Origin of the sequence: Methylobacterium guangdongense (genome assembly GCF_038442355.1) — a bacterium.
Lineage (GTDB): Bacteria > Pseudomonadota > Alphaproteobacteria > Rhizobiales > Beijerinckiaceae > Methylobacterium > Methylobacterium guangdongense.
The window spans coordinates 25,103-48,425 of record NZ_JBBXMX010000020.1; the positions used below are offsets into that span (position 1 = coordinate 25,103).

General features: G+C 70.4%; 18 protein-coding genes. 10 read left to right on the top strand and 8 right to left on the bottom strand.

The genetic code is table 11. The annotated features are described in order from the left end of the window. The first annotated feature begins 3 nt into the window (after positions 1 to 3). A complete protein-coding gene (gene paoC, locus AAHG09_RS25965) occupies positions 4 to 2,223 on the top strand; it encodes an aldehyde oxidoreductase molybdenum-binding subunit PaoC (RefSeq protein ID WP_342110388.1) in 2,220 nt (739 codons plus the stop codon). 537 nt (positions 2,224 to 2,760) lie between these two features. Then, the gene (locus AAHG09_RS25970; RefSeq protein WP_342110389.1) at positions 2,761 to 3,141 is read left to right on the top strand and encodes a hypothetical protein; all 381 of its coding nucleotides are present in this window, start codon (positions 2,761 to 2,763) and stop codon (positions 3,139 to 3,141) included. A gap of 52 nt (positions 3,142 to 3,193) precedes the next feature. Here the strand turns inward: AAHG09_RS25970 and AAHG09_RS25975 are convergent, their stop codons facing one another. Next, positions 3,194 to 3,907, bottom strand: coding sequence for a hypothetical protein (locus AAHG09_RS25975; RefSeq protein WP_342110390.1), 714 nt, complete (start codon positions 3,905 to 3,907; stop codon positions 3,194 to 3,196). 225 nt (positions 3,908 to 4,132) lie between these two features. Between AAHG09_RS25975 and AAHG09_RS25980 the strand changes: the two genes are divergently transcribed. Next, entirely contained in the window at positions 4,133 to 4,579 is a 447-nt protein-coding gene (locus AAHG09_RS25980; RefSeq protein WP_342110391.1) for a response regulator, read from the top strand. 42 nt (positions 4,580 to 4,621) lie between these two features. Here AAHG09_RS25980 and AAHG09_RS25985 read toward each other — a convergent pair whose 3' ends face one another. Then, on the bottom strand, positions 4,622 to 4,834 hold the full coding sequence (locus tag AAHG09_RS25985) for a hypothetical protein (protein WP_342110392.1): 213 nt from the start codon (positions 4,832 to 4,834) through the stop codon (positions 4,622 to 4,624). A 263-nt stretch (positions 4,835 to 5,097) separates the two neighbouring features. Continuing rightward, positions 5,098 to 5,772, bottom strand: a complete 675-nt coding sequence (locus AAHG09_RS25990) for a peptidase inhibitor family I36 protein (RefSeq protein WP_342110393.1) — start codon at positions 5,770 to 5,772, stop codon at positions 5,098 to 5,100. Between the two features lie 451 nt (positions 5,773 to 6,223). Here AAHG09_RS25990 and AAHG09_RS25995 point away from each other — a divergent pair, with 451 nt between their 5' ends. The 4 genes from AAHG09_RS25995 to AAHG09_RS26010 are packed head-to-tail and all read left to right on the top strand — an operon-like array spanning position 6,224 to position 9,253. Next, on the top strand, positions 6,224 to 7,789 hold the full coding sequence (locus AAHG09_RS25995; RefSeq protein WP_342110394.1) for a chromosome partitioning protein ParA: 1,566 nt from the start codon (positions 6,224 to 6,226) through the stop codon (positions 7,787 to 7,789). Positions 7,790 to 7,819: 30 nt separating this feature from the next. Further along, a complete protein-coding gene (locus AAHG09_RS26000; RefSeq protein WP_342110395.1) occupies positions 7,820 to 8,317 on the top strand; it encodes a hypothetical protein in 498 nt (165 codons plus the stop codon). A gap of 21 nt (positions 8,318 to 8,338) precedes the next feature. Then, positions 8,339 to 8,788: a hypothetical protein gene (locus tag AAHG09_RS26005; RefSeq protein ID WP_342110396.1), complete on the top strand. Its 450-nt coding sequence runs from the start codon at positions 8,339 to 8,341 to the stop codon at positions 8,786 to 8,788. Positions 8,789 to 8,842: 54 nt separating this feature from the next. Next, complete coding sequence (locus AAHG09_RS26010) at positions 8,843 to 9,253, top strand: response regulator (RefSeq protein WP_342110397.1); 411 nt, start codon at positions 8,843 to 8,845, stop codon at positions 9,251 to 9,253. 275 nt (positions 9,254 to 9,528) lie between these two features. Here the strand turns inward: AAHG09_RS26010 and AAHG09_RS26015 are convergent, their stop codons facing one another. After that, positions 9,529 to 11,691: a molybdopterin-containing oxidoreductase family protein gene (locus AAHG09_RS26015; protein WP_342110398.1), complete on the bottom strand. Its 2,163-nt coding sequence runs from the start codon at positions 11,689 to 11,691 to the stop codon at positions 9,529 to 9,531. 388 nt (positions 11,692 to 12,079) lie between these two features. On the opposite strand from AAHG09_RS26015, the gene AAHG09_RS26020 reads away from it, so the two are divergent. Then, positions 12,080 to 13,414: an LLM class flavin-dependent oxidoreductase gene (locus tag AAHG09_RS26020; RefSeq protein ID WP_342110399.1), complete on the top strand. Its 1,335-nt coding sequence runs from the start codon at positions 12,080 to 12,082 to the stop codon at positions 13,412 to 13,414. 350 nt (positions 13,415 to 13,764) lie between these two features. On the opposite strand, the gene AAHG09_RS26025 is transcribed toward AAHG09_RS26020, so the two are convergent. After that, positions 13,765 to 15,141, bottom strand: a complete 1,377-nt coding sequence (locus AAHG09_RS26025) for an NAD(P)H-dependent oxidoreductase (protein ID WP_342110400.1) — start codon at positions 15,139 to 15,141, stop codon at positions 13,765 to 13,767. A 150-nt stretch (positions 15,142 to 15,291) separates the two neighbouring features. Continuing rightward, on the bottom strand, positions 15,292 to 16,212 hold the full coding sequence (locus AAHG09_RS26030) for a LysR substrate-binding domain-containing protein (protein ID WP_342110401.1): 921 nt from the start codon (positions 16,210 to 16,212) through the stop codon (positions 15,292 to 15,294). A gap of 137 nt (positions 16,213 to 16,349) precedes the next feature. Between AAHG09_RS26030 and AAHG09_RS26035 the strand changes: the two genes are divergently transcribed. Continuing rightward, positions 16,350 to 17,210, top strand: a complete 861-nt coding sequence (locus tag AAHG09_RS26035; protein ID WP_342110402.1) for a class II aldolase/adducin family protein — start codon at positions 16,350 to 16,352, stop codon at positions 17,208 to 17,210. Between the two features lie 103 nt (positions 17,211 to 17,313). Here the strand turns inward: AAHG09_RS26035 and AAHG09_RS26040 are convergent, their stop codons facing one another. Together AAHG09_RS26040 and AAHG09_RS26045 are read right to left on the bottom strand one after the other, a co-directional pair. Further along, positions 17,314 to 18,351 carry a methyltransferase domain-containing protein gene (locus AAHG09_RS26040; protein WP_342110403.1) on the bottom strand — a complete coding sequence of 346 codons (1,038 nt, stop codon included), beginning with the start codon at positions 18,349 to 18,351 and terminating at the stop codon, positions 17,314 to 17,316. A gap of 650 nt (positions 18,352 to 19,001) precedes the next feature. Further along, positions 19,002 to 20,915: an ABC transporter ATP-binding protein gene (locus AAHG09_RS26045; protein WP_342110404.1), complete on the bottom strand. Its 1,914-nt coding sequence runs from the start codon at positions 20,913 to 20,915 to the stop codon at positions 19,002 to 19,004. 453 nt (positions 20,916 to 21,368) lie between these two features. On the opposite strand from AAHG09_RS26045, the gene AAHG09_RS26050 reads away from it, so the two are divergent. After that, positions 21,369 to 22,955, top strand: a complete 1,587-nt coding sequence (locus AAHG09_RS26050) for an ABC transporter substrate-binding protein (RefSeq protein WP_342110405.1) — start codon at positions 21,369 to 21,371, stop codon at positions 22,953 to 22,955. Positions 22,956 to 23,323 lie beyond the last annotated feature (368 nt).

The window sequence follows — 23,323 nt, forward strand, 5'->3', positions numbered from 1 at the left end:
GCCATGAAGTTCGACACCGCTGCCGGCCCGAACCCGATCGATCGCCTCAAGGTCGTGGGCCAGCCCACCGACCGGATCGACGGCAAGTTCAAGACCACCGGCACCGCCCCCTACGCCTACGAGCGCCACGACGTGGTGCCGGACGCCGCCTACGGCTACGTGCTCGGCTCGACCATCGCCAAGGGCCGGGTGCGCAGCATCGACACGGCCTCGGCCCGGCAGGCCCCCGGCGTGATCGGCGTGGTCACCACCCTCGACACCCCGCGGATCGAGCGTGGCGTGATGAACGTCGCCTACCTGTTCGGCGGCGACGTGATCCAGCACTACCACCAGGCGGTCGCCGTCGTGGTGGCGGAGACCTTCGAGCAGGCGCGCGCCGCCTCCTTCCTGGTGAAGGTCGATTACGCTCCCGAAGACGGCAAGTTCGACCTCGCCACGGAGGCGAAGACCGCAGAACCCGTCCCCGCCGACAGCGGCGAGGGCAGCGGTGGCGACGGCGAGGAGCGCATCGGCGATTTCGAGGGCGCCTTCGCGCAGGCGCCGATCACGCTCGACGCGACCTACACCACCGCGGACGAGAGTCACGCCATGATGGAGCCGCACGCCACGGTGGCGGCCTGGGAGGGCGACCGGGTCACGCTGTGGACCTCGAACCAGATGATCGGCTGGGGCCATGGCAGCATCGCCAAGATGCTGGACTTGCCCAAGGACAAGGTCCGGCTCGACGCGCCCTATGTCGGCGGCGGCTTCGGCGGCAAGCTGTTCGTGCGCGCGGACGCGGTGCTGGCGGCGCTCGCCGCCAAGGCCACGGGGCGGCCCGTGAAGGTGGCGCTGACGCGTCCGCTGATCGCCAACAACACCACGCACCGCCCGGCCACGATCCAGCGGGTGCGCATCGGCGCCACGCAGGACGGCATCATCACGGCGATCGCGCATGAGAGCGTGTCGGGCAACCTGCCGGACGGCGATCCCGAGACGGCGGTGAACCAGACCAAGTATCTCTACGCGGGCCAGAACCGCCTGACCGCCATGAAGCTCGCCCGGCTCGACCTGCCCGAGGGCAACGCCATGCGGGCGCCCGGCGAGGCGCCGGGGCTGGCGGTGCTCGAAGTCGCCATGGACGAGATGGCCGAGAAGCTCGGCCTCGATCCGGTGGAGTTCCGCATCCGCAACGACACGCAGGTCGTCCCGACCCAGCCGGACCTGCGCTTCTCGCAGCGCGACCTCGCCGGCTGCCTCAAGCTCGGCGCGGAGAAGTTCGGCTGGGCCAAGCGCAACCCGAAGCCTGGGCAGGTCCGGGACGGGCAATGGCTCGTCGGCCTCGGCGTGGCGTCGGCCTTCCGCGACAACATGGTGATGAAGTCGGGCGCCCGGGTGCGGCTCGGCGGTGATGGTACGGTCACGGTCGAGACCGACATGACCGATATCGGCACCGGGAGCTACACGATCCTCGCGCAGACCGCGGCCGAGATGATGGGCCTGCCCCTCGATCGCGTGGTGGTCCGCCTCGGCGATTCCGACTTCCCGGTCTCGTCAGGCTCGGGCGGGCAGTTCGGCGCCAACTCCTCGACAGCGGGCGTCTACGCGGCCTGCGTGAAGCTGCGCGAATCGATCGCGCAGAAGCTCGGCTTCAACGCCACCGACGCGGTGTTCGAGGACGGCGAAGTCCGGGCGGGCAACCGCGCCATCCCGCTGGCCCAGGCCGCGTCCGACGGCGAGTTGGTCGCCGAGGACTCGATCGAGTTCGGCAAGTTCTCGAAGACGCAGCAAGTCTCGACCTTCGGGGCCCACTTCGTCGAGGTCGGCGTGGACCTGTACACCGCCGAGGTGCGGGTGCGGCGGATGCTGGCGGTCTGCGCGGCCGGGCGGATCCTCAACCCGAAATCGGCCCGCAGCCAGGTCATCGGCGGGATGGTGATGGGCACGGGCGCGGCCCTGATGGAGGAGCTGGCGGTCGACACCAAGCGCGGCTTCTTCGCCAACCACGATCTCGCGGGCTACGAGGTGCCGGTCCATGCCGACATCCCGCATCAGGAGGTGATCTTCCTCGACGAGACCGATCCGATGTCCTCGCCCATGAAGGCGAAGGGCGTGGGCGAGCTCGGCATCTCGGGGATCGCCGCCGCGGTGGCGAACGCGATCTACAACGCCACCGGGATCCGCGTGCGGGATTATCCGATCACCCTCGACAAGCTGATCGACCGCATGCCGGACGCGGCCTGATCGCGGGGGGGCGCCCTCTTCCTGCGGGGTACGCGGGTTCGCGGGAGGCGGGTCCTGCCATGCGCCCTCCCTCCCCCCTCTGCGGGGGAGGGAGGGCGCTTGGACAAATTGGGTCGCCAGACCTGTCAACTGGCCGATGATCTCCAACCGATGCGTGAAGATCGCAGTCCGCTTGGAAATGGGAACCCGCGCCCCTTCAAGCGGGCGCCCCTCCGGGACCACAAACCTATGTCGCTCGTCATCTTACGGGGTGGGCGAGGACGGGCACCGACATCGCTCAAGCCTGCATCACCTGCGCAAGCTAAAGGCGCCGATGCGGCTCCAAGAATGAACGACTAAATTTTATGTCACAAAAGATGAGCGCCACCAGATCGTGATCGGAGGGCGGCCAATACCTCCGCTTCTGCCGGGAATGTGAATGGAATTGGCGGTTCAACCGCGTCTGAACCGGAACGCTTTCGGCGGGCACCGGGTTTCCGGCCGCGCACGACTTGCGGTCCGTGCGGCCGCTGCGCTGTTCCTCCAGGGAGCCCGTCAATGGACAAGACAGTCGCTGGCCTCGTCGGGGCCGTCACCCTTCTGGCCGCCGTCGATCCGGCCCAGGCCGCCATGCCGGCTCCGGTCCGGCTGCAGGCCGCGATGCAGGCCGAGAGCTATGCCGACCTCCTGAAGCCGATCCCCGATGCCGTGGCGCTCCTCAAGGAGTCCGACGCGGCGGCCGCGCAGGCCCAGCCCCTCCCGGCCGCCTCAGAGGGCGATGCGACGGTCCAGCAGGCCCAGTACTACTATCACCACCATCACCACCATCGGTTCTACGGGCCGTACTACCACCACCATCACCACCATCACCGGTACTTCCGGCGGTACCATCACCACCACCACCATCACCACGGCTACTACGTCCCGTACGGGTACTGAGCCGCCCCGGCGGGGGCGCGTCCCCCGCCGCCTGCGCTGGCTCAGCCCGGGCTCAGCCCTGACTCTTGGCGGCCCCCAGGATGCGCCGGTAGGTGCCGTCGAACACCGTGTTGGTCGCCGAGGTCCATTGCGAATCCGCCGCCAGCGTCTGCCGGCTCGCGTAGATGCGCCGGGACTGCAATTCGCGCTCGGCGGCTTCCGCCTCGGGCATCGGCACGAGTTCGAACTCGGCGTCCACCGGCACGATCGTGACCTGCATGAACGGCTCGCCCTGCCGGAACACGTGGGTACGCCCCTCGTCGGGGGCCTTGAACACCATGAAGTACATCATCGGCCACCAGTGGCGCAGGAGCGCCGGCACCGCGACCGGCACGGTCCCGGTCCGATCGGTGTAGAAGCGCGGATGCGGCTCGGTCCGGATCGCCCAGCCCTCCTCCACCTTGAGGTCGAGGAGGATCTGATAGGTGTAGTAGGCCGCGCCGAAGCTCCGGAACGGCGGCCATTGCAGCCCGGGCTCGGGCGGCGGCCCGAAATCCCCCTCGAAGACGAGCTGGCCGTCCCGCGTGCTGACGCGCAGCTCGGGCTCGTAGGGATAGAACAGCTCGATCCCCGCCTTGGCGGCCTCCGAGAAGGGGATGCAGTGCCAAGCATATTCCTGCGCGCCATCGACCCGCGGCTCCGGATTGCCGGCCCAGCCCGGGATCTCGAGGCGCGTGCGCCGCGGGCGAAGACCCGGCTCGTTCAGCCTGTATTTGACCTGCCGCATGCTGAGACTCCCCGGCGACCCGGCTCCTCGGAGCCGTTCCGCAGCGGACCGGGCGGGGGCCCCGCCGACCGGGCGCTGCGCGAGGTGCTTCAACTCGCGATCCCCGGTTCCGGTTCGCCGGCCGGCGGGCTCATCGCAGCCCCGCCACGGCAACGTGACCGGGTGCCGACAGGCACACTCCGGGCCGAACCGCGTTGATGCGGCATCGATCGCTTGGAGATCTCAATGGCGGACGCGTTTGCGCCGCGGCCCGCGGTTCTGCTGGTCGAGGACGATACGGTGCAGCTCATGGAGGCGGCTGCGGCCCTGCGGGAGGCCGGCTACGCGGTGGCCGAGGCGTCCACCGTGGAGGCCGCGCAGGCGCACCTGGCCGCCCGGCCGGAACTCGTCGCCATGGTGGCGGATGTCGACCTCGCGGGGGCGCCGCTCACCGGCTTCACCCTCGCCAAGGCCGTGGCGGCACGCTGGCCCGAGCGCGCGATCCTGATCGTGTCGGGTCTGGTCTGGCCGGCCGAGGGCGACGTGCCGATGGGGGCTGGCTACCTGCGCAAGCCGTTCACCGCGGCCGGTCTCGTGAAGGCCCTGCGGGCGGTGCTCACGGCACGGGGCCTGGAGGAGCCCGGCGCCGAACCCGATCTCCCCACGGCGGGACACGGGCAGGGCTTCGGCTGACGCCGCTTCCCGGTCGAGCCGGCGGAGACGGGGGGCGGCCGATCAGGCGCCGCCCGCCCCCGTCTCCCCGTCGCCATCGTCGGACAGGAGCCAGTCGGGCAGGCCGGGAAGGACTTCGCCGGCGACCACGCCGGCGCTCTCGAGCGCCCGCCCCGCCTTCGCCTCGGGACTCTCGGCCCGAACCTCCGCGAACAGCTTGCGGGCCAGGCGGTCGAGCTCCTCGTCCGAGAGCTGTTGCCCGTTCGGATCCGCCATCGGATGTCTCCTGGACGCGTTCGGTTTCCCCTCCGCGGGGAACCCCTGGATAACCGGCCGGCGCCGTCCGTCACAGCGATCCGGTCGGCGAAATCACGCGCTGCGGTTAGCCGGCCGTATGCGGGCCTGCGGCGGTCCTGTCCCAAACCGGGAGCGCCCCGCCGGGTGGGATCGCGACGGACCCGGCGGCTGCCGGCAACGCGGATCGACCGTCGCGGGCCGGCTTCACCGGCGGCGGCTGACGATCGCCCGAGCGCCGCGCCTCAACCGGCGCGGCGGCCGCAACGGATGTAGGCGGACGTGCCCCACGCGCTCGTCCAGGTCAGGCGGTCGCCCTCGACGACGAGGCGGACATGGGACGACCAGCGGCGGTCCTGGCCCGCGCAATCGGCCGCCATGGTCCAGACGTTGCCGGACCGGTGCGTGTCGCGGAACGTGCAGAGCGTGTCGCCGGCCCTGGCGCGCTCCGGCGTGATGATGGCCGGCAGATAGCCGTGCCGGCGCGCCGCGGCGCCACAGGCCTCGGTCGTCGGACCCCAGGTCCCGACATACTCGGCGGTCGCGCGCGGGGTCGGGGCCGATCCGGCCGGCAGGGTGGTGAGGACGGCGGGCGGCGGCGCGGAGGCCGTCTCGACCGCGGGGGCCGCCGCAGGGGTCGGGGTGCTCGCTGTGGCGCGCGCCGTCTCCTCCGGCCTGGCCATCTCCAGCGCGCGGCGCGGCAGGTCCTCCGGCTGGTCGAAGGTCGGTTCCCCGACCGCCAGGGACGCCGACGTCCGGAACGGCATGTCCTCGGTCAGGTAGGTGACGCAATAGGCGAACAGGCCGATCCACCCCACGGCCAGGAGAATCTGCGGCCCGTAGGAGCGCCGGCGCTCGCGGTCACGCGGAGCTTTGCGCTGAGGTTCGACCACCGGCACCGCCAGAACGATCGCCGTCACCTTGACCCCCCTTCGCCGTCGTCGCGGGCCATCGCGGGTCCCCGGCCCCGAACACAGTTGTCGTCACCCAGAAGCGACACCGGGCGCCCGCGAGCGAGGATTTCTCAGTATCGGGCCATGGACTGGTTTATTAACGTCCGGTAAATCGTTAACGATGCGTTAATGGCTGAATCGACCTCGGCTCCGACCTGCGCGGCGTGCCCGCCGCCCCGTCGGCGGCGCCCCGCCGGGCAGGGTCGAGCGCACGCCACCTCGGCTAGGCGAACGGCACCGGACGGCGCGGCTCTGGCCTGCTGCGCGAAGTCCTCCGGACGCTCGAAAGCCGTGTTCAGAGCCGCCGGTAGTCTCATCCTGTGAACTGCGAAGTAGAGGGCAAAATATCGCTCGACAGTCATATAGGTTTAAGATTTAGTTAATTTGCCCGGATTGTGGGCGCGCGCGAGCTCGTTTCATGGCGTGGACGTCTTTCCGTAACATGCTCTCCTCGTCCGAGGGGGGATCCGAGTCGCATCCGCCGGCTCAGGGGCCGGCCCAGCCCGCCTCCCGGCCGGCGGCCGAGCCGGCCATGCCGCAGGCCCGGGCGCGCCTGAACGCCGAGGCGCCGGCCCAGCGCGCCGCCCCGCCGGACCGGAGCCACTCCTCCCTCGATGCGATCGGCAAGCGCGACGAGATGCTGCGGCAGCGCATCGACGCCATGGTCGACCGGCTGGAGGACATCCGCTCGCTGCAGGACGACTTCGTGTCGATCCTGGAGCCGATCGTCAGCATCAGCGACGAGCTCCCGCGGGCGAGCATGCGCATCGCCGAGCTGGAGACCTCGCTGGCCCAGGAATTCCAGACCGGCAAGGCGATCCGGCTGGAGGCCGCCGAACTCTCGGCCCGCATCTCCGTCCTGACCAACGAGTATTCCGAGGCGTCGGCGCGGGTGGCCCGGGCCGAGGAGCAGCTCCACGCCCGCGACGCCGCCCTGGCCGCGCAGGCGGTCGAGCTGCGCGACCGGGTGCTGGCCTTGGAGAACCTGGAGCGGCGGCTCGCCGCCGAGATCGAGCAGGGCAAGGCGCTGGTCGCCGAGGGCAAGGCGCTGCGGGCGGAGGCCCAGGCCGCCGACAGCGCGCTGACGCGGACCGAGCACGACCTGCTGGCGGCGCGGGAGAGCCTGGCGGCCTTCGAACAGGATAACCGGCGGCTGCGGTCCCAGAACGAGGAGCAGGTCCTGCGCCTCGACGAGCTGGAGGCCCGGTGCCGCACCGTCGAGGGCATGGTCGAGGCCGAGCGCCAGAAGGCGCGGACCGCCGAGGGCCAGCTCGCCGCCGAGGTCGCCAATCGCGTCCGGCTGGAGGCCCAGTTCGAGGCCGACACGGCCGCCCTGCGCACGGAGCGCTCGGCGCTCGCCATGAAGCTGGAGGCCGCCGTCAACCGGGCGGACACGAACGAGCAGCTCCTCGGCCAGGCCCGGACGCAGCTGCGCGACCGGGACGACGCCCACCGGCTCGCGGAGCGCAATTTCAAGGAGACCAACATCGCCCGCGTCACCGCGGAGCGGCGCCTGGAGACGGTCCAGGAGGATCTCGCCCGGCAGACCGAGCGCTTCGTGGAGATGCAGCGGGCCCGCGGCGACCTCGACGCGCGCTGCGACATGCTGGCCAAGGCGCTCGCCGCCAAGGACGCCGCCCTCGAGCAGGCGGGGACCCGCAACGCCGCCCTGACCGAGCGGATCGAGCAGCTGACCCACCGGCAGGAGGCTGCCCGGATCGAGTTTGAGGCGACCAACCGGCGCCTCTCCGAGGATCTCCAGAACGAGCGCTCGGAGCGGGCCCTGGTGCAGGGTGCCCTCGACATCGCCCGCGAGACCCGGGCGACGCTCCAGAAGCAGTACGAGGCGCTCAAGCGCTCGGGCCGCGGCTGGCGCAAGCCGGACGGCGCGGTCGAGGGCCTGCCGCACGAGCCGGCGCTGCCCGCCGAGCGCGACGCGCCGAGCAACGTGCACCCGTTCGCATCTCCCGGCACGGCCGGTTGATCCGATGCTGTTCTGTGAGGGGTTCCAACGATGAGCGACAGGGCTTCGATCGACGCCGCCTACAACGGCAGCCCGAACGTGATGATGCGCGCGTGGCAGGCGAAGGCGGATACGTCCCCCGAGAAGGTGGTCAGCTTCATGGGTCTCGAGAGCCGGAACGGCGCCTTCGCGACGAGCGAAAGCCCGAATGAGACCGGCCCGGTCGTCACCCGGGAATGGGCCTCGGCCGTCGACCTGATCCGGGAGGCCAGCGAGGCGATCCGGGTCGGCGAGGAGCGGGCGGCCGAGCTGGAGGCGCAGCTAGCCCAGGTGGTCGCGCAGGCCGACCTGGAGATCCGCCGCCTGGAGCAGGAGGTCGCCACGGGCGTGCAGAACTTGGCGCGGTCCGAGGAGCGGGTCCGGCTGGCGGAGGCGCGGGCCACGGAGGCCGAGGAGTGGCTCGTGCGCCTGCACGATGCGGCGATCGAGGCCTTCGGCAACCGCGCCAAGCCCGCCGCCGTGGCCATCGCCCCCGACGAGACCGAGTAACCCGCGGGTCCTCATGCGACGATGGCGCAGCCGACGACCATAGAGGCCACCGTGATCGCCGAGGCGCGGCCCCTCGCGCCGGATCCGCACGCCGCCTTCCGCGTGATCGATCCGCGCCTGACCCTGGCGCTCATCCGTCAGGCCGCGGAGGAGATCCGCGGGTTCCAGGGGTGGCGCGCGGTCATCCAGCAGCGGGCGAGCGGGCTGTTCCGGCGCGTCTACGAGGAACGCAGCGTCAAGGACGCGACGATCCAGGCGCTCGAGGCCGACCTGTCGCAGTTGGACCGCCGGAACGCCGACCTGGAGCGTGCCCTCGCGGAGATCTCGTCCGACTACGAGCGCGTCGTCATGCGCTGCATGGAGGCCGAGTTCCGGGTCATCCAGGCCGAGCACCGGGCCTTCGTGGCCGAGCGGTCGGTGTTCCGGCTGGAGGACCTGCTCGACCGGGTCGGGATCACGGATCGGACCTGATCCCGGCGACGTCCCGTCCCCGAACCTTTCACCAGGGTTGGGACTTATTGGGGGATGAGCGGATCAGTCCAGTCCCCGGCACCCTACGCCCTCGTCGTCGACGATGACGGCTTCATCCGCATGGACGCGATGGATATCCTGGCGGAGGCCGGGTTCCGCACCTTCGAGGCCAGCGACGGCGACAAGGCCATGAGCCTGCTCAGCCGGGAGCACGCCATGATCGTGCTGCTGTTCACCGACGTGCAGATGCCGGGCTCGCGGGACGGGTTCGCGGTCGCGCGCGAGACCGCCCGCCAGTGGCCGCACATCGCCATCGTGGTGGCGTCCGGGCACGTGCAGCCGGGGCCGGGCGACATGCCGGAGGGCGCCCGCTTCATCGGCAAGCCGTTCACCGCCGACATGGTGCACGATCACCTGCGGGAGATCCTGCCGGACGGGCAGAAGCCGGAGCCGCTGCGGCAATAGGGCAGCCCTATAGGTGCCGAGCAGCGATCCGACGCATCGCGTCGAACCCGTTTCGCGCCGGCCTTTTCCCGGGCGTGTGGAGCGGCAGCGGAATACGACCCGGGATCCGGCACGAGACTTCGCGAAGCGTCGGTCTGGAACGGCCTGTGCCGCTGGCGCGGCGCTTCCTATGCTGGGTCCCGGATCAGGTTCCGCTCACGCTCCACCTGTCCGGGAAAAGGGTGCTCGCGCACGAACGCCGGTGCGCCGATCCGACGCCAGGCCGCTCCAATCCGTCAATTCGCCCGGGAGACCTCGACCAGATTGTCGGAGAACGACGGTGCGTGGCCCATGTCGGTGAAGGCAGCGGACGAGATGCTGTTCACCGTGCCCTCGTTGAGCTGGCGCCAGTAGCCGAGCGTCGCCACCACGATGCCGGCCTTCACGTCGTCGGTGATCCGCGCCACGCCCTTGAAGGCGCCGCGGTCGTTGCCGACCTTCACCCGGTCGCCCTCCCTTATGCCGCGGGCATCGGCATCGTGCTGGCTGATCAGCACGAACTGCTCGCCCTGGCCCTTCTGCTTGTCCTCCATGTTGGCGTAGCAGGAGTTCAGGAAATAGTGGCTCTTCGGCGAGACGATGTTGAGCGGGTAGCGCTTGGCCAGTTCCGGGTCGTTCGCGTGGGATTCGCGCGGGCCCAGGTAGTCCGGCAGCGGGTCGAGGGCCTCGCCGGGCTGGAAGCCTTCGTACATCTGCCGGAACGGCGGGGCGACGAAGTTCGTGGCGCCCTCGACCTTCAGCATGCACTTGCCGGTCGGCGTCGGGAAGTTGCCGTCCTTGTGCGGGGCGCGGTCGTCCGGCGTGCCGACCTTCAGCCGGGCGAAGCCGTGCTCGCGCATGTAGGCGAGGTCGATCCCCTCGCAGGCCGGGGCGTTCCAGTCGACATAGTGCTCAAGGCACTCGCTGTCGCTCCACGTGAAGTTCTCCTCCTCGAAGCCGAGCCGGGCCGCGAGCCGCCGGAAGATCTCGTTGTTGGGGATCGCCTCGCCGGGCGCCTCGGCGCACTTGGTGTTGTAGGTGAGGTAGAGGTGGCCCCAGGACAGGATCATGTCCTCCATCTCGGCGCCCATCGTGGCGGGCAGCAGGATGTCGGCGTAGGAGGCCGTGTCCGAGATGAAGTGCTCGGCCGAGACCAGGAACAGGTCCTCGCGCATCAGGCCCTCGACGATCTTGTCGGTCTCGGGCGCCTGCGTGACCGGGTTCGAGTTCCAGCACATCATCGACAGGATCGGCGGGTCGAGCTGCAACTCGCCGGTCAGCGCCCGGCCGATCTGCAGGTTCGAGACGACCCGGGTCCCCTCCGGGATCAGGTCCGGGCGGCAGATGACGTCGAACCGGTAGGGGTGCTCCCAGACGCCGAACTGCGTGATGCCGCCGCCGACGTGGCGCCACGCGCCGGTCAGCGCCGGGATGCAGGCGACCGCCCGGATGGTCTGGCCGCCGCCGTAATGCCGCTCCAGCGCCACGCCGATGCGGATGCCCACCGGCTGCTCGGTCGCCATCTCACGGGCGAGCGTGCGGATGTCGTCGGCGGAAACGCCGGTGATCTCCGCGGCCCATTCCGGCGTGCGGGTGCTGGCGCGCTCCTTCAGCTCCTCGAAACCGACCGTGTGGTTGTCGACGTAGTCCTGATCGACGAGGCCCTGCGCGATGATCGAATTGATCAGCGCCATGGCGAGCGCGCCGTCGGTGCCGGGCTTCGGGGCGATGTGCCAGTCGGCGGCCTTGGCGGTGCGCGACGCGTAGGCGTCGATCACCACGACCTTGGCGCCCTTCTTCTGGGCGTCCTTCACGATCGCCCAGTGGTGCAGGTTCGTGCTGACCGAGTTGCAGGCCCAGATCACGATGTACTTGGAGTGGATGTAGCTGTCCGGGTCGAGGCCCGCGGTCGGGCCGACCGTCAGCAGCCACGCCGTGCAGGAGCCCTCACCGCAGAAGGTGCGCTCGGTCACGGTGGCGCCCAGGCGGTTGAAGAAGGCGTCGCCGCCGTTCAGCCCGTGCACCAGCCCCTGGTTGCCGAGGTAGCTGTAGGGCGCGATGGCCTGCGGGCCGTGACTGTCGATGATCGCCTTCCAGCGGGTGACGATCGTGTCGAGCGCCTCGTCCCAGGTGATCCGCGCGAACTGCTTCGACCCCTTCGGGCCGACCCGCTTCATCGGGTAGAGCAGCCGGTCCGGGTGGTAGTGGCGCTTCTCGTAATCCTTCAGCTTCACGCAGAGGCCGCCCCGGGTCATCGGGTGATCCGGGTTGCCGCGCACGCCCTGGAGCTGGCCGTCCTTGACGTCGAACAGCATGGAGCACGTGTCCGGACAGTCGTGCGGGCAGCCCCCGAAAAAGGTTTCGGTCAGGCTCTCGGCCTCGGCCACGATCAGGGAGTCCGGCTTGACGATCTCGTTCATGGTTCCTCCGCCCCCGAGCGTCCGGCCTTCTTGTTGTGCGATGGCGGCCCGGTGCGGATTTATAATGCACCGAATGCCGAACAATTCCAATCAAGGCTTCGGTAGACCCCTCAAGTACCGCTATCTCTCCCCGGGGCCTGCACTATCCTTGTATGGCCATCACGGGTGTGCCCGGCCGGGGGCGGGTGACGGGACGGATCGTCACCGGCGGGGGCCTCTCTGATCGCGGCCCCATGGCGTCGCAGGCCACCGCCCGCGGCACCATCTGGAGACGGCGCTTCCCATGCGCGGGCCCGGACCCGTGTCGCGGTTGCATCCCGCCCGCGGGCCTGATTCACATCGGCGAACCCGCCGGTCCCCTCCGTACCGTCACGAGACCCATCGGTTCATGCGACACGACACCCTGCGCCTCGGCGCCTTCTTCTACGCCACCGGGCACCACATCGCCGGCTGGCGCCATCCGTCAAGCGAGGCGGATGGCGGCCTCGTCCTCGAGCGCTACGTCGGCTGGGCGCAGAAGGCCGAGGCGGCGAAGTTCGACCTCGTGTTCCTGGAGGACGGGACCGGCATCCGCGACGGCAACCTGCGCTCCAGCGAGCGGACCGCGCGCTCGACCCATTTCGAGCCGGTGACGCTGCTCTCGGCGCTGGCGGCGGTGACCAGCCGGATCGGGCTGGTGGCGACCACCTCGACGAGCTTCAACGAGCCCTACAACGTCGCCCGCCGCTTCGCCTCCCTGGACCATCTGAGCGGCGGTCGCGCCGGCTGGAACCTCGTGACCTCGACCACGGATGCGGAGGCCGCCAATTTCGGGGCCGACGCGATCGCCCGGCACGCGGACCGCTACGAGCGCGCGGAGGAGTTCGTCGACATCGTCCTCGGCCTGTGGAACACCTGGGACGACGGGGCGGTGATCATCGACCAGGCCTCCGGCCAGTTCTCGAAGCCAGACGGCTTCCATCCCCTGAACCATCACGGCAAGCATTTCGCGGTGCGGGGGCCGCTCAACATCTCGCGCACGCCCCAGGGCCAGCCGGTGCTGGTGCAGGCCGGCGCCTCGGGCCCCGGCAAGGATCTGGCGGCGCGCACCGCCGAGATCGTGTTCACCGCCAACCAGACGCTCGACGAGGCGACCGAATTCTACGGCGACCTGAAGGACCGGATGGCCGGCTTCGGCCGGGAGCGCGACGACCTCAAGGTGATGCCCGGCCTGTTCCCCGTGGTGGGGCGCAGCGAGGCGGAGGCGCGGGCGAAGTTCGAAGAATTTCAGGACCTGATCGACCCCGTGGTCGGCCTCGCGCTGCTGGAGCGGATGGTCGGCAGCTTCGACCTCTCGGGCTACGATCCGGACGGGCCGGTGCCGGAACTGCCCGAGGCCAACGGTGCCAAGTCCCGCCAGCAGCTGATGTTCGACCTCGCCCGCCGGGAGGGGCTGACCCTGCGCCAGCTCTACCTGCGGATCGCGGGCGCGCGCGGCCATTCGCAGATCGTCGGGACGGCGGCCCAGATCGTGGACGAGATGGAGGAGCGCTTCCAAAAGCACGGCGCCGACGGCTTCAACATCATGCCGGCGACCCTGCCCGGGGGGCTCGACGACTTCATCGAACTGGTGCTGCCGGAACTGCGCCGCCGCGGTTTGGTCCGCACGGAGTACGAGGGCCGGACCCTGCGCGGGCATCTCGGCACCCGACCGCCTGCTGCTCACGCGCCGCGGCAGGGGTGAGCGGGCGAAGGCGTGCCGGTCGGAGGGGGCAGGCGGTCTCGGCTTCTCTCCCTCCCCAACAGAGGGGCTACGAACGACACGGGTGTGAGACACGCGGGTGATGACAGAGCGCGACAGGCCCCCTCTCCCGTGCGGGAGAGGGTTGGGGTGAGGGACGAGAGGGTTCAGGATCGAGAACGCGATTGATGCGCCGACAGGGCGCACCTCGTTCTGAAAGTTCTCAACCCTCACCCTGTCCCTCTCCCGCTCGGGAGAGGGGACTCGCGCCTCATCCTGCCGACGGATGAGATCGCCGAGACATCAAACCTGTGTAGTCCGTGGCCACCGGGAGAAGGGGTCCTGCGGCCCGCTCAGCCGACCTGCCGCGCCACTCCACCGAGTCCCAACGCCCCGCGAAACACATCCTCCATCGCGCGCCGGACGCGGATCGCCTCCTGGCCGTCATCGAACGCGACGTCGCTCCAGCGCACCGGATGCCCGGCCGGCACGTCGGTCTTGAGCACCATGTCGTGGGCGAGCCCGATCGGCAGGGCGTCCTGGGCCAGGGAATCCGCCGCCGGAACCAGCTTGCCGTAGACCGTGAAGCCGCCCTCGCCGTCGAGCCGCTCGCCGGCCTTGAGCGCGCGCTTGGCGGTGGCCACCACGTCGCCGCGCCAGTCGCCGGTGGCGCCCGTGGCCTCGCCGCGGACCGCGATGGAGGCCACCGAGATCCCGAGTTCCAGCCCGATCAGGTGATAGGGCTTGTAGGTGGCCGCGTATCGGCCGGACGCGTCGGTCTTCAGGCCGTACTGGGCGAAGCAGTCGCGCACGTAAGGGCTCGGCGCCTCGAACACCGCGTAGACGCCCCAGCGCAGGTCGCGGAAGACCGGCCGCCCGTCCCGCTCCACCGAGGAGACCACCTCGACGGTGCCGCGCTCGGTGAGGCAGCCGCCATCCGCCACCGGCCGCAGGACGCTCGGCAGGTCGTCGACGCCGCAGGGCGGGAAGGCGAGCCCGTCCCGCGGGGGGGTGAGCCCGCAGGCATTGGCCACCGCGGCCATCTCCAGCGCCGACTTGGTGCCGTCGAGGAAGGAGTTGAACATCTGCGGGTTGAAGTCGCCCCCCGCGACCTGGCTCTCGCTGAAGCCGTAATGGCCCCAGACCGTGTCGGGCGTGGAGGCGTGGTAGGCCGGCAGGTACTTGGTGCCCTTGCCGGCACAGATCACCTCCAGCCCGATGGTGCGCGCCCAGTCGACCAGTTCGGCGATCAGCGCCGGCTGGTCGCCCGAGGCCATGGAGTAGATCACCCCGGCCTCCGCGGCCTTGCGGGCGAGCAGGGGACCGGCGAGCACGTCGGCCTCGACGTTGACCATCACGATGTGTTTCCCCGCCGTGAAGGCCTTCAGCGCGTGGCGGATGCCGGCCGCCGGGCTGCCGGTGGCGTCGATCACGATGTCCACGAACGGGCTCGCGATCATCGCGTCGGCATCCTCGGTGACGAAGGTGGTGCCGCCTTGCGCGGCCGCCTCCATCCCGCGCGCCGCGAAGCGGGCCTCCTCCCAGCCCACCCGGCGCAGGGATTGGCGGGCCCGGTCCGGCGACAGGTCGGCGACCGCGATCAGGTGGATCCCCGGGGTCCGGGGTGCCTGCGACAGGTACATCGAGCCGAACTTGCCGGCGCCGATCAGGCCCACCCGGACGGGCCGGCCTTCCTGAGCGCGTCGCTGCAGCTTGGCGAAGAGGGACATGGGGCGTTCTCCCGGGGCGGCGTACGCGCCTTGTTGGTTGGGCCTGGATCTAGAGCGGTCCCCGATCCCGGTGAGACTTGGCGCATGACAAGATCGGCATCGTCCGGTCGGACGCTGCGACGCGCGCCCCGCCGCGGGGGAGGGCGCGTGTCAGTCCGCCCCGGCCCGGCTCGCCGCCTCCGCGTCGAGCAGCCAGCGGCGGAAGGCCTGGATCTTCGCCAGCGCCCCGTCCCGCTCGCGGTAGCAGATGAAGTGGAGGTCGCGGGTCAGGCTCTTGAGCCGCCCGCCGCCCAGCCGCACGAGCTGGCCGGCGGCGAGCTCGTCCGCCGCGAACCGCAGGCTCTCCAGCGCCACGCCGAGCCCCTGGACCGCCGCCGAGATGACGAGCGAGCCCCGGTCGAAGGCCGCCCCCGCCGCCCCGTCCGGCGCGGGCAGGCCGTTCTGCGCGAACCAGTCCGGCCAGCGGACCGGGCTGAACGACGAGTCCAGCCGCGTGAAGCGTCCCGCCATGCCGGCCTCGACCGGCCCCACCGCCCGGGCGACCTCCGGCGTGCAGAGGGCGGCGATCTCCTCGGGTCCGAGGGATTCGACGGTCAGGCCCGCCCCCCGCGGGGGCCGGCCGTAGGTGATCAGGATGTCGATCTCCCCGTGCCGGCCGAGATCCACCGGGTCGGCGCTGGTGGAGAGGCGGATGACGAGGCCGGGATGCGCCTCCACGAAGGCCGGCAGCCGCGGCCCGAGCCACTTGGCCGCGAAGCTCGGCGTGCAATGGACGGCGAGCGACGCCGCCAGGGACGCGGCCGGCGGCGGGTTCAGTTCGGCACAGGCCGCCTCGATGGCGTCGAAGGCGTGTCCCAGGCCGGCGAGCAGGCGCTCGCCGTCGGCGGTCAGGGTCGCCTGACGGTTCGCCCGCCGGAACAGGGGCCGCTCGAACCAGCGCTCCAGCGCCCGGACCTGGTGGCTCACCGCCGAGGGGGTGAGGTGCAGCTCCTCGCTCGCCCGGGCGAAGCTGCCGAGGCGGGCCGCCGCCTCGAAGGCCCGCAGGGCGGGGAAGCTCGGGATCCGGCGCATGGCTCAATCCATGAATCGAATTCACGGAACGCGTGAAAAATCGTCGTTTGTCAACGCGGCCGAGCGGCAAGATAGTGCAGATCCTGCTGCCGAGGGGGTTGCGCCCTTGCGCGACCGCCCCGACGAAAGGACCGATCATGCTCGACGATCACGCCCACGACGCCGTCATCCTCGACCTGCCGGACGACGATGCCGGCCGCAAGCGGACCTCGATCTACCAGCCCGAGCAGGCCGGCCTGATCTTCCCGGAGATCCCGGAATTCGCCAACCACGCCGAGGCGCGCGACTACCGCAAGAAGCACCTCGTGGCCGCCTGCCGCGCCTTCGCGATGCACGGCTTCGATTACGGCTTCGCCGGGCACCTGACGATCCGCGATCCCGAGCGTCCGGAGCTGTACTGGACCAACCCGATGTGCGTGCACTTCTCGCAGGTGCGGATGTCGAACCTGATCCTGGCCGACCACACGGGCCGGGTGGTCGAGGGGCGCCACGCGATCAACCGGGCGGGCTTCGTGCTGCACGCCGCCGTGCATGAGGCGTACCCGGAGGTCATGGCGATGTGCCACGCGCACACCACCTACGGCACCGCGTGGTGCGCCACGGGCCGGCCGCTCGACATGATCAGCCAGGACGCGGCGGCCTTCTACAACAGCCACGCGGTGATCGGCGCCTCGGCGGGGGCCGTGGCGGTGGAGAAGGAGAGCGGCCTCTCGGTCGCCCAGCAGATCGGCCGCAACCGCGGCGTGCTGCACCAGAACCACGGCCTGCTGACCTGCTCGCAGCACAGCATCGACGACGCGGCCTTCTGGTTCATCGCCCTGGAGCGGGCCTGCCAGCAGCAGCTCCTGGTCGAGGCCACCGGCATCAAGCCGCAGCGCCTCTCGGAGAAGACCGCCCGCTACAGCCGCGAGCACGTCGGCAGCGACTATATCGGCTGGCTGCACTTCCAGACGCTCTACAGCCACATCGCCGAGACCCAGCCCGACATGTTCGCGTAACGCGCGGACGCGATCCCGGGGCCCGTCGGTTGCGGCGGGTCCGGGCTTCAGTTCGGCCGCGTCACGGGAGGCCGTGCGTCCCGGCCCGGCGTGCTCGTCCTGCTCACTCCGCCGCGGTTTTCATCGTCATCAGCTTGGACCGATAGGTGACCGTGTCCGCGTCCTGCGGGTCGGCGGACCAGGAGAGGTCGCGGGGTGGTCCCGTCGGCCTCAGGGGCTTGGCGTCCGCGGTGTCGCGGTTGGCCGTGGCGATCATCGTCGCCAGGACATCGGGGCCTTCGAGCGACGCGAATGGTACGGCGGCCCGAGGCGCCTGGTCGAGGGACGTCGCGAAGGCGACGTCGCCGCCCGGCCGCGTGACCCGGCTGACCTCGGCGACGAGGCGCGCCGGGTCCGGCACGCAATCGAGCACGTTCAGCGCGACGACGAGGCGGAACGTATTCGCCGCGAAGGGGAGGGCCTGGGCGTCGGCGATCCAGAAATCCACCCGGTCGGCCTCGGGCGGAAAGTGGTAGGTTTCCCGGCGCTCATAGGCGTCGCCGCTGTGCCGGAGCGGGTACCGCAGCAGGCCCCGGTCGAGGATGCCCCGGCCGATCCGCAGCAGGGGCCAGCTCAGGTCCACGCCGAGCACGGGCGCCTCGTAGCTGGCCGCGAGATCGAAGCTGGTCCCACCGGCCGCGCAGCCGATATCGAGCCGCGGGCCGCGCCCGACGCCGAGGTGCCTCAGGGCCTCCGTCAGGCAGTGCCGGGCACGGCCGGGCGGCGGTTCCGCACCGTCCGGCGCGCCTTCGAACAGATCGCCGTAATGATCGTGGGCGTAGCGCGATTGCTGCGCGCGGGTGATGTTGTGGACCGAATCCGGCCCGAGCGCCGCCGTGATCACCGCCTCCACCGCGGCATCCTCGACATCGCCCGCCAGGACGAGCGGAAGATTCTCCGACAGCCAGCCACGGACGTCCGGGACCAGGATCGGGACCCCCGCGATGATCGGGAAGCGCTCACCGCACTCAGCATCGCGGCAGCGCAGGACCCCGGACACGATCGCGTTGCTGGTCGCCTGCGCGCCGGGCTCCAGCACCAGCGCGCTGCGGCGGCAGGTCGGGCAGATGGGCTTCAGGGCCTCGAAATGCAGGCGCCGCATCGGGTCAACCGCCGATCATCACGGTGGCGGTCTGCCGGCGGGGGGGCGCCAGAATAGACACGTTGAGGTTGCCTCGCCGCCCGACGCGCGGCAAGCTGGCTCGCCGCGGCACATCAACCCCCGTCATTCCATCGGTTCCTGCAAACACTTCTACTCCTCCATAAGCGATATCTCGCGGTATGGCCAGAGTTCATAGTGGATCAATGCCGCTTTAGAAAATGAACGGAAAAGTAATTTCCCAAAATAAAGATCCGGGCATCTTATCTATCTTCCTGAAAAACGACATGATGAATATGATTCAGTGCACGAAATACGTAATTTCAAGACCACAATCTTTCTAGCAGAAGTTCTCACGATTCTCATTTTGATAGCGTGTGGTTGCCTCGCCGACGCTCAGGTTTCCTGGGCGCCACGGCAGCGCGGTTCGCGCGCGTATCGACCCTTCCGCAACGGACGCCGGGGCGGGTCGAGCGCCCTGCGGAGCGGCCCCGACACGCCGCCATTTCCGCCGGTCGGCAGATTCGAAAGGACCGCCCGGTGCGGCCCGATCGGCCCAACCCGCACGGTCCGCCCGGCAGGGCTGCGGGCCGCGATGCAAGCGAGCGAGTCGGGTGCGGAGCCCATGTCCTTACGGCAGGCCGTCACCGTCCTCAGGCGGCCGCCACCCCGGGCTCTGCCCCGGTGGCATCCCCGGTAACGTCCCAAGTGGCGTCCCAAGTGGCATCCCACGCCTGCACGCTGTGGCCGGGCGAGACCTCCCGGTACAGCCGCTCCGGCGGCTCGTAATCCGGGGGGCGGATCGGGCTGCGGATCTCGTCGTCCGGCAGGGCGTGCCGCGCCCGGCGCCGGGCCGGATCGGGGACCGGGACGGCCGCCAGCAGCTTCCTCGTGTAGGGGTGCTGCGGGTTCCCGAACACGGCATCCCGCGGGCCGATCTCGACGATCTCGCCGAGATACATCACCGCCACCCGGTGGCTCACCCGCTCCACCACCGCCATGTCGTGCGAAATGAACAGGTAGGCGAGCCCCAGCTCGGCCTGCAGGTCGAGCATCAGGTTCACGACCTGCGCCTTGACCGAGACGTCGAGCGCCGAGACCGCCTCGTCGGCGACGATCAGCCTCGGGTTCAGGGCGAGCGCCCGGGCGATGGCGACGCGCTGACGCTGGCCGCCGGAGAACTCGTGCGGGAAGCGCGTCGCCATGTCGGGGGACAGCCCGACCCGGGCGAGCAGATCCGCGGCGCGGCGCAGGGCCTCCGCGCGGGAGGCGAGGCGGTTGATCAGCAGCGGCTCGGCCACCGCGGCGCCGACGCTCATGCGCGGATCGAGGCTCGCGAACGGATCCTGGAAGATCATCTGCATCCGGCGGCGGCGGGTGCGCAGGGCGCCGGCATCGAGACCCGTGATGTCCTCGCCGTCGAGCACGACCGAACCCGACAGGGGCTCGACGAGCCGCAGGATCGAGCGGCCGGTGGTGGACTTGCCGCAGCCGGATTCGCCCACCAGCGCCAGGGTCTCGCCGGCCCCGAGGCTGAACGAGACCCGCTCCACCGCATGGACCCGGCCGGTCACGCGGCCGAACAGGCCGGAGCGGATCTCGAACCGGGTGGTCAGGTCGCGCACCTCCAGCAGGGGGCGCTCGGCGGCCGTGACGGTGTCGGGCAGGGGTTCGGGCGAGGCGTCAGGCGCATCGGGCGCGTCGGGCGGTGCCGCCGCCATGCCGGTCGCCCGGTCGATCACGGGGAAGCGCATCGGCCGGGTGCGGCCCGCCATGGCGCCGAGCCGCGGGACCGCGGCGAGCAGCGCCCGCGTGTAGGGCTCGGCGGGTTCGGAGAAGATCCGCGCGGTCGGCCCGGTCTCCACGGCCCGGCCCCGGAGCATCACCACCGTCCGGTCGGCGATCTCGGCCACCACGCCCATGTCGTGCGTGATGAACAGGACCGACATCCCCGTCTCGTCCTGGAGGCTCTTGATCAGGTCGAGGATCTGGGCCTGGATGGTGACGTCCAGCGCCGTGGTCGGCTCATCGGCGATCAGGAGCTTGGGCCGACAGGCCAGCGCCATGGCGATCATCACCCGCTGGCGCATGCCGCCGGAGAAGCGGTGCGGGTACTCGTGCAGCCGCGCGCGGGCCGCCGGGATCCGCACCGTATCGAGGAGCCGGAGCGCCTCCGCCTCGGCGGCGGCGCGCGACAGGCCCCGGTGCCGGATCAGCGCCTCGGCGATCTGGAAGCCGATGGTCAGCACCGGGTTCAGGGAGGTCATCGGCTCCTGGAAGATCATGGCGATGGAATCGCCGCGCACCCGCCGCATCTCGGCCTCGGGGGCGGTCAGCAGCTCGCGGCCCGCGAAGCGCACGCTGCCGCCGATCCGGCTGGCGTCCCGGGGCAGGAGGCGCAGGACCGACAGGGCGCTGACGCTCTTGCCGGAGCCGGATTCGCCGACGAGCGCCACGGTCTCGCGGGGGGCGACATCGAAGGAGACCCCGTGCACGACCTCCCGCCAGCGCCCGTCCGAGCGGAAGGCGACCGTGAGGTCGCGGACGGCGAGGATCGGGTCCGTCATGGCCTGTCTCCCGGAACAATCACGAAAGCGGAGGGCGTCGCGCCCGGTGAGCGAGGGCAGGGGATCCCGCCGCCGGCGTGTCGCAAGCACGGGGCGGTCCACCCTCAGACCGCAGGATGGCCGGCGCCCCTGTCGATGTCATCGCCGCCCGCCGATCCGCGCCGTCCAGAGACCCCATCGCGCCGGGACGATCAATCCGTCGCCCTGAATTCATAACGCAATTTCGGTGCAGCTGGCGCGGGGTTTGCGAGGTGCCGGCCGTGACCGCGATGACCGCACGGCCCGTCAGCCTCCGCAGCCTGCCCGCCGCCGATCCGGCGGTTGCAGGCGCACGTGTCCCGTCCCCGTTGTCACGCCGGGCCATTGCGTCCCTGCCTAAGAATTGTTCAAACTCGCCCGCAAGGTGTGGGCCGGCGATCAGTGCCTGAGACACGCACCGCCAGGGAGATCACGATGGATCGCAGGACCTTCCTCAAGGGCTCGGCCGCGCTCGGGCTGGCTGCGCCGCAGATCGCGATGCCCGCGGTCGCTCAAGGGGCAAAAGTCCTCCGCTTCGTGCCCCAGGCGAACCTCGCCAATTTCGACCCAATCTGGGGGACGCAGTACGTGGTGCGCAACGCCGGCACCCTCGTGTGGGACATGCTGTACGGCGTCGACGAGCAACTGAAGCCGCAGCGCCAGATGGTCGAGTCCGAGGAGGTCTCGGGCGACAAGCTGACCTGGACCTTCCGGCTGCGCCCCGGCCTCACGTGGCATGACGGCGAGCCGGTCCAGGCGAAGGATGTCGTGGCGAGCCTGACCCGCTGGATGGCCCGGGACCCGATCGGCATCATGATCCGCGGCATCCAGGATGAACTCGCCGCCACCGACGACCGGACCTTCCGCTGGCGCCTCAAGAAGCCGTTCCCGAAGCTGCTCTACGCCCTCGGCAAGACCAACGCCCCGATGGCGCTGATCATGCCGGAGCGGATCGCCAAGACCGACCCGTTCACGCAGATCACCGAATATGTCGGCTCCGGGCCGATGAAGTTCGTCCGCAACGAGTGGGTTCCGGGCGCCCGGGCGGTGTTCGAGAAGTTCGCCGGCTACAAGCCCCGCGAGGAGCCGAATTCCTGGCTCGCGGGCGGCAAGCGGATCCTCGTCGACCGGGTCGAGTGGGTGATCATGCCGGACGCCGCCACCGCCTCGGCGGCGCTGCAGAACGGCGAGGTCGACTGGTGGGAGAACCCGATCTCGGACCTCGTGCCGCTCCTGCGCAAGAACAGCAGCCTCAACGTCGATATCGCCGATCCGCTGGGCAATATCGGGTCGTTCCGGATGAACCACCTGCATCCGCCCTTCGACAACCCGAAGATCCGCCAGGCCGTCCTGACCGCCATGAGCCAGGAGGATTACATGCGGGCGATCGTCGGCGACGACGACAGCCTCTGGAAGAAACTGCCGGGCTTCTTCACCCCGGGCACGGCGCTCTACAGCGAGGCGGGCGGCGGCCAGGTCGGCAAGGGCGACATCAAGCTCGGCCAGAAATTGCTCAAGGAGGCCGGCTACAAGGGTGAGCCCGTCACCTGCATCGTGGCGCAGGACCAGTCGATCACCAAGGCGCAGGGCGACATCACCGCCGACCTCCTGAAGCAGATGGGCTTCAACGTCGATTTCGTCGCCACCGACTGGGGCACCACCGGCACCCGCCGGGCCTCGAAGGCGCCGCCTGCCCAAGGCGGCTGGAACATGTTCCACACGTGGCACGCGGGCGCCGACTGCATCAATCCGGCGGGCTATCCGGCGGTGCGGGCCAACGGCGACAAGGCGTGGTTCGGCTGGCCCAACATCCCGCCCGTGGAGGCGGCGATCTCCGAGTGGTTCGACGCCGCCGACCCGGCCTCCGAGAAGGCCGCCATCGACAAGGTCAACGCCGCCGCCTGCGAGGGCGTGGTCTACGTGCCGACCGGATTCTTCCTCGGCTACCAGGCGTGGCGGAAGAACGTCTCGGGCATCGTGAAGGGGCCGATCCCGTTCACCTGGGGCGTGTCGAAGGCGTGATGATGCAAGGCTTCGCCATGTCGGGTCGCCCGACCCGCCCGGTTTCTCGTGCCGGTGACCAGCTTCGGGCCTCGCACTCGGCAACGCGGCGGCAGGATAAGGCGCGGGTCCCCTCTCCCGTGCGGGAGAGGTCTGCTTTCGCAGAAAGCCGGGTGAGGGATGAGAACTCTCAGAAAGCGGCGCGACCTGTCGGCGCGTCGGTGGCGCGCTCTGTCCTGAACCTCCTCGTCCCTCACCCCAACCCTCTCCCGCCCGGGAGAGGGGGCACGTCGCGCTCTGTCGCCAGCGTCGGCGCCCGACCCCGACGTGTGAATGTCGGTACCCGCAGAGGGGAGAGGGAGTCACGCGGCGCCCGCCGCGCCCTCGGC

Coding starts and splice junctions, on each gene's coding strand:
- paoC (WP_342110388.1), top strand. CDS start 4: ATGAAGTTCGACACCGCTGCCGGCCCGAACCCGATCGATCGCCTCAAG.
- AAHG09_RS25970 (WP_342110389.1), top strand. CDS start 2,761: ATGGACAAGACAGTCGCTGGCCTCGTCGGGGCCGTCACCCTTCTGGCC.
- AAHG09_RS25975 (WP_342110390.1), bottom strand. CDS start 3,907: ATGCGGCAGGTCAAATACAGGCTGAACGAGCCGGGTCTTCGCCCGCGG.
- AAHG09_RS25980 (WP_342110391.1), top strand. CDS start 4,133: ATGGCGGACGCGTTTGCGCCGCGGCCCGCGGTTCTGCTGGTCGAGGAC.
- AAHG09_RS25985 (WP_342110392.1), bottom strand. CDS start 4,834: ATGGCGGATCCGAACGGGCAACAGCTCTCGGACGAGGAGCTCGACCGC.
- AAHG09_RS25995 (WP_342110394.1), top strand. CDS start 6,224: ATGGCGTGGACGTCTTTCCGTAACATGCTCTCCTCGTCCGAGGGGGGA.
- AAHG09_RS26000 (WP_342110395.1), top strand. CDS start 7,820: ATGAGCGACAGGGCTTCGATCGACGCCGCCTACAACGGCAGCCCGAAC.
- AAHG09_RS26005 (WP_342110396.1), top strand. CDS start 8,339: ATGGCGCAGCCGACGACCATAGAGGCCACCGTGATCGCCGAGGCGCGG.
- AAHG09_RS26010 (WP_342110397.1), top strand. CDS start 8,843: ATGAGCGGATCAGTCCAGTCCCCGGCACCCTACGCCCTCGTCGTCGAC.
- AAHG09_RS26015 (WP_342110398.1), bottom strand. CDS start 11,691: ATGAACGAGATCGTCAAGCCGGACTCCCTGATCGTGGCCGAGGCCGAG.
- AAHG09_RS26020 (WP_342110399.1), top strand. CDS start 12,080: ATGCGACACGACACCCTGCGCCTCGGCGCCTTCTTCTACGCCACCGGG.
- AAHG09_RS26025 (WP_342110400.1), bottom strand. CDS start 15,141: ATGTCCCTCTTCGCCAAGCTGCAGCGACGCGCTCAGGAAGGCCGGCCC.
- AAHG09_RS26030 (WP_342110401.1), bottom strand. CDS start 16,212: ATGCGCCGGATCCCGAGCTTCCCCGCCCTGCGGGCCTTCGAGGCGGCG.
- AAHG09_RS26035 (WP_342110402.1), top strand. CDS start 16,350: ATGCTCGACGATCACGCCCACGACGCCGTCATCCTCGACCTGCCGGAC.
- AAHG09_RS26040 (WP_342110403.1), bottom strand. CDS start 18,351: ATGCGGCGCCTGCATTTCGAGGCCCTGAAGCCCATCTGCCCGACCTGC.
- AAHG09_RS26045 (WP_342110404.1), bottom strand. CDS start 20,915: ATGACGGACCCGATCCTCGCCGTCCGCGACCTCACGGTCGCCTTCCGC.
- AAHG09_RS26050 (WP_342110405.1), top strand. CDS start 21,369: ATGGATCGCAGGACCTTCCTCAAGGGCTCGGCCGCGCTCGGGCTGGCT.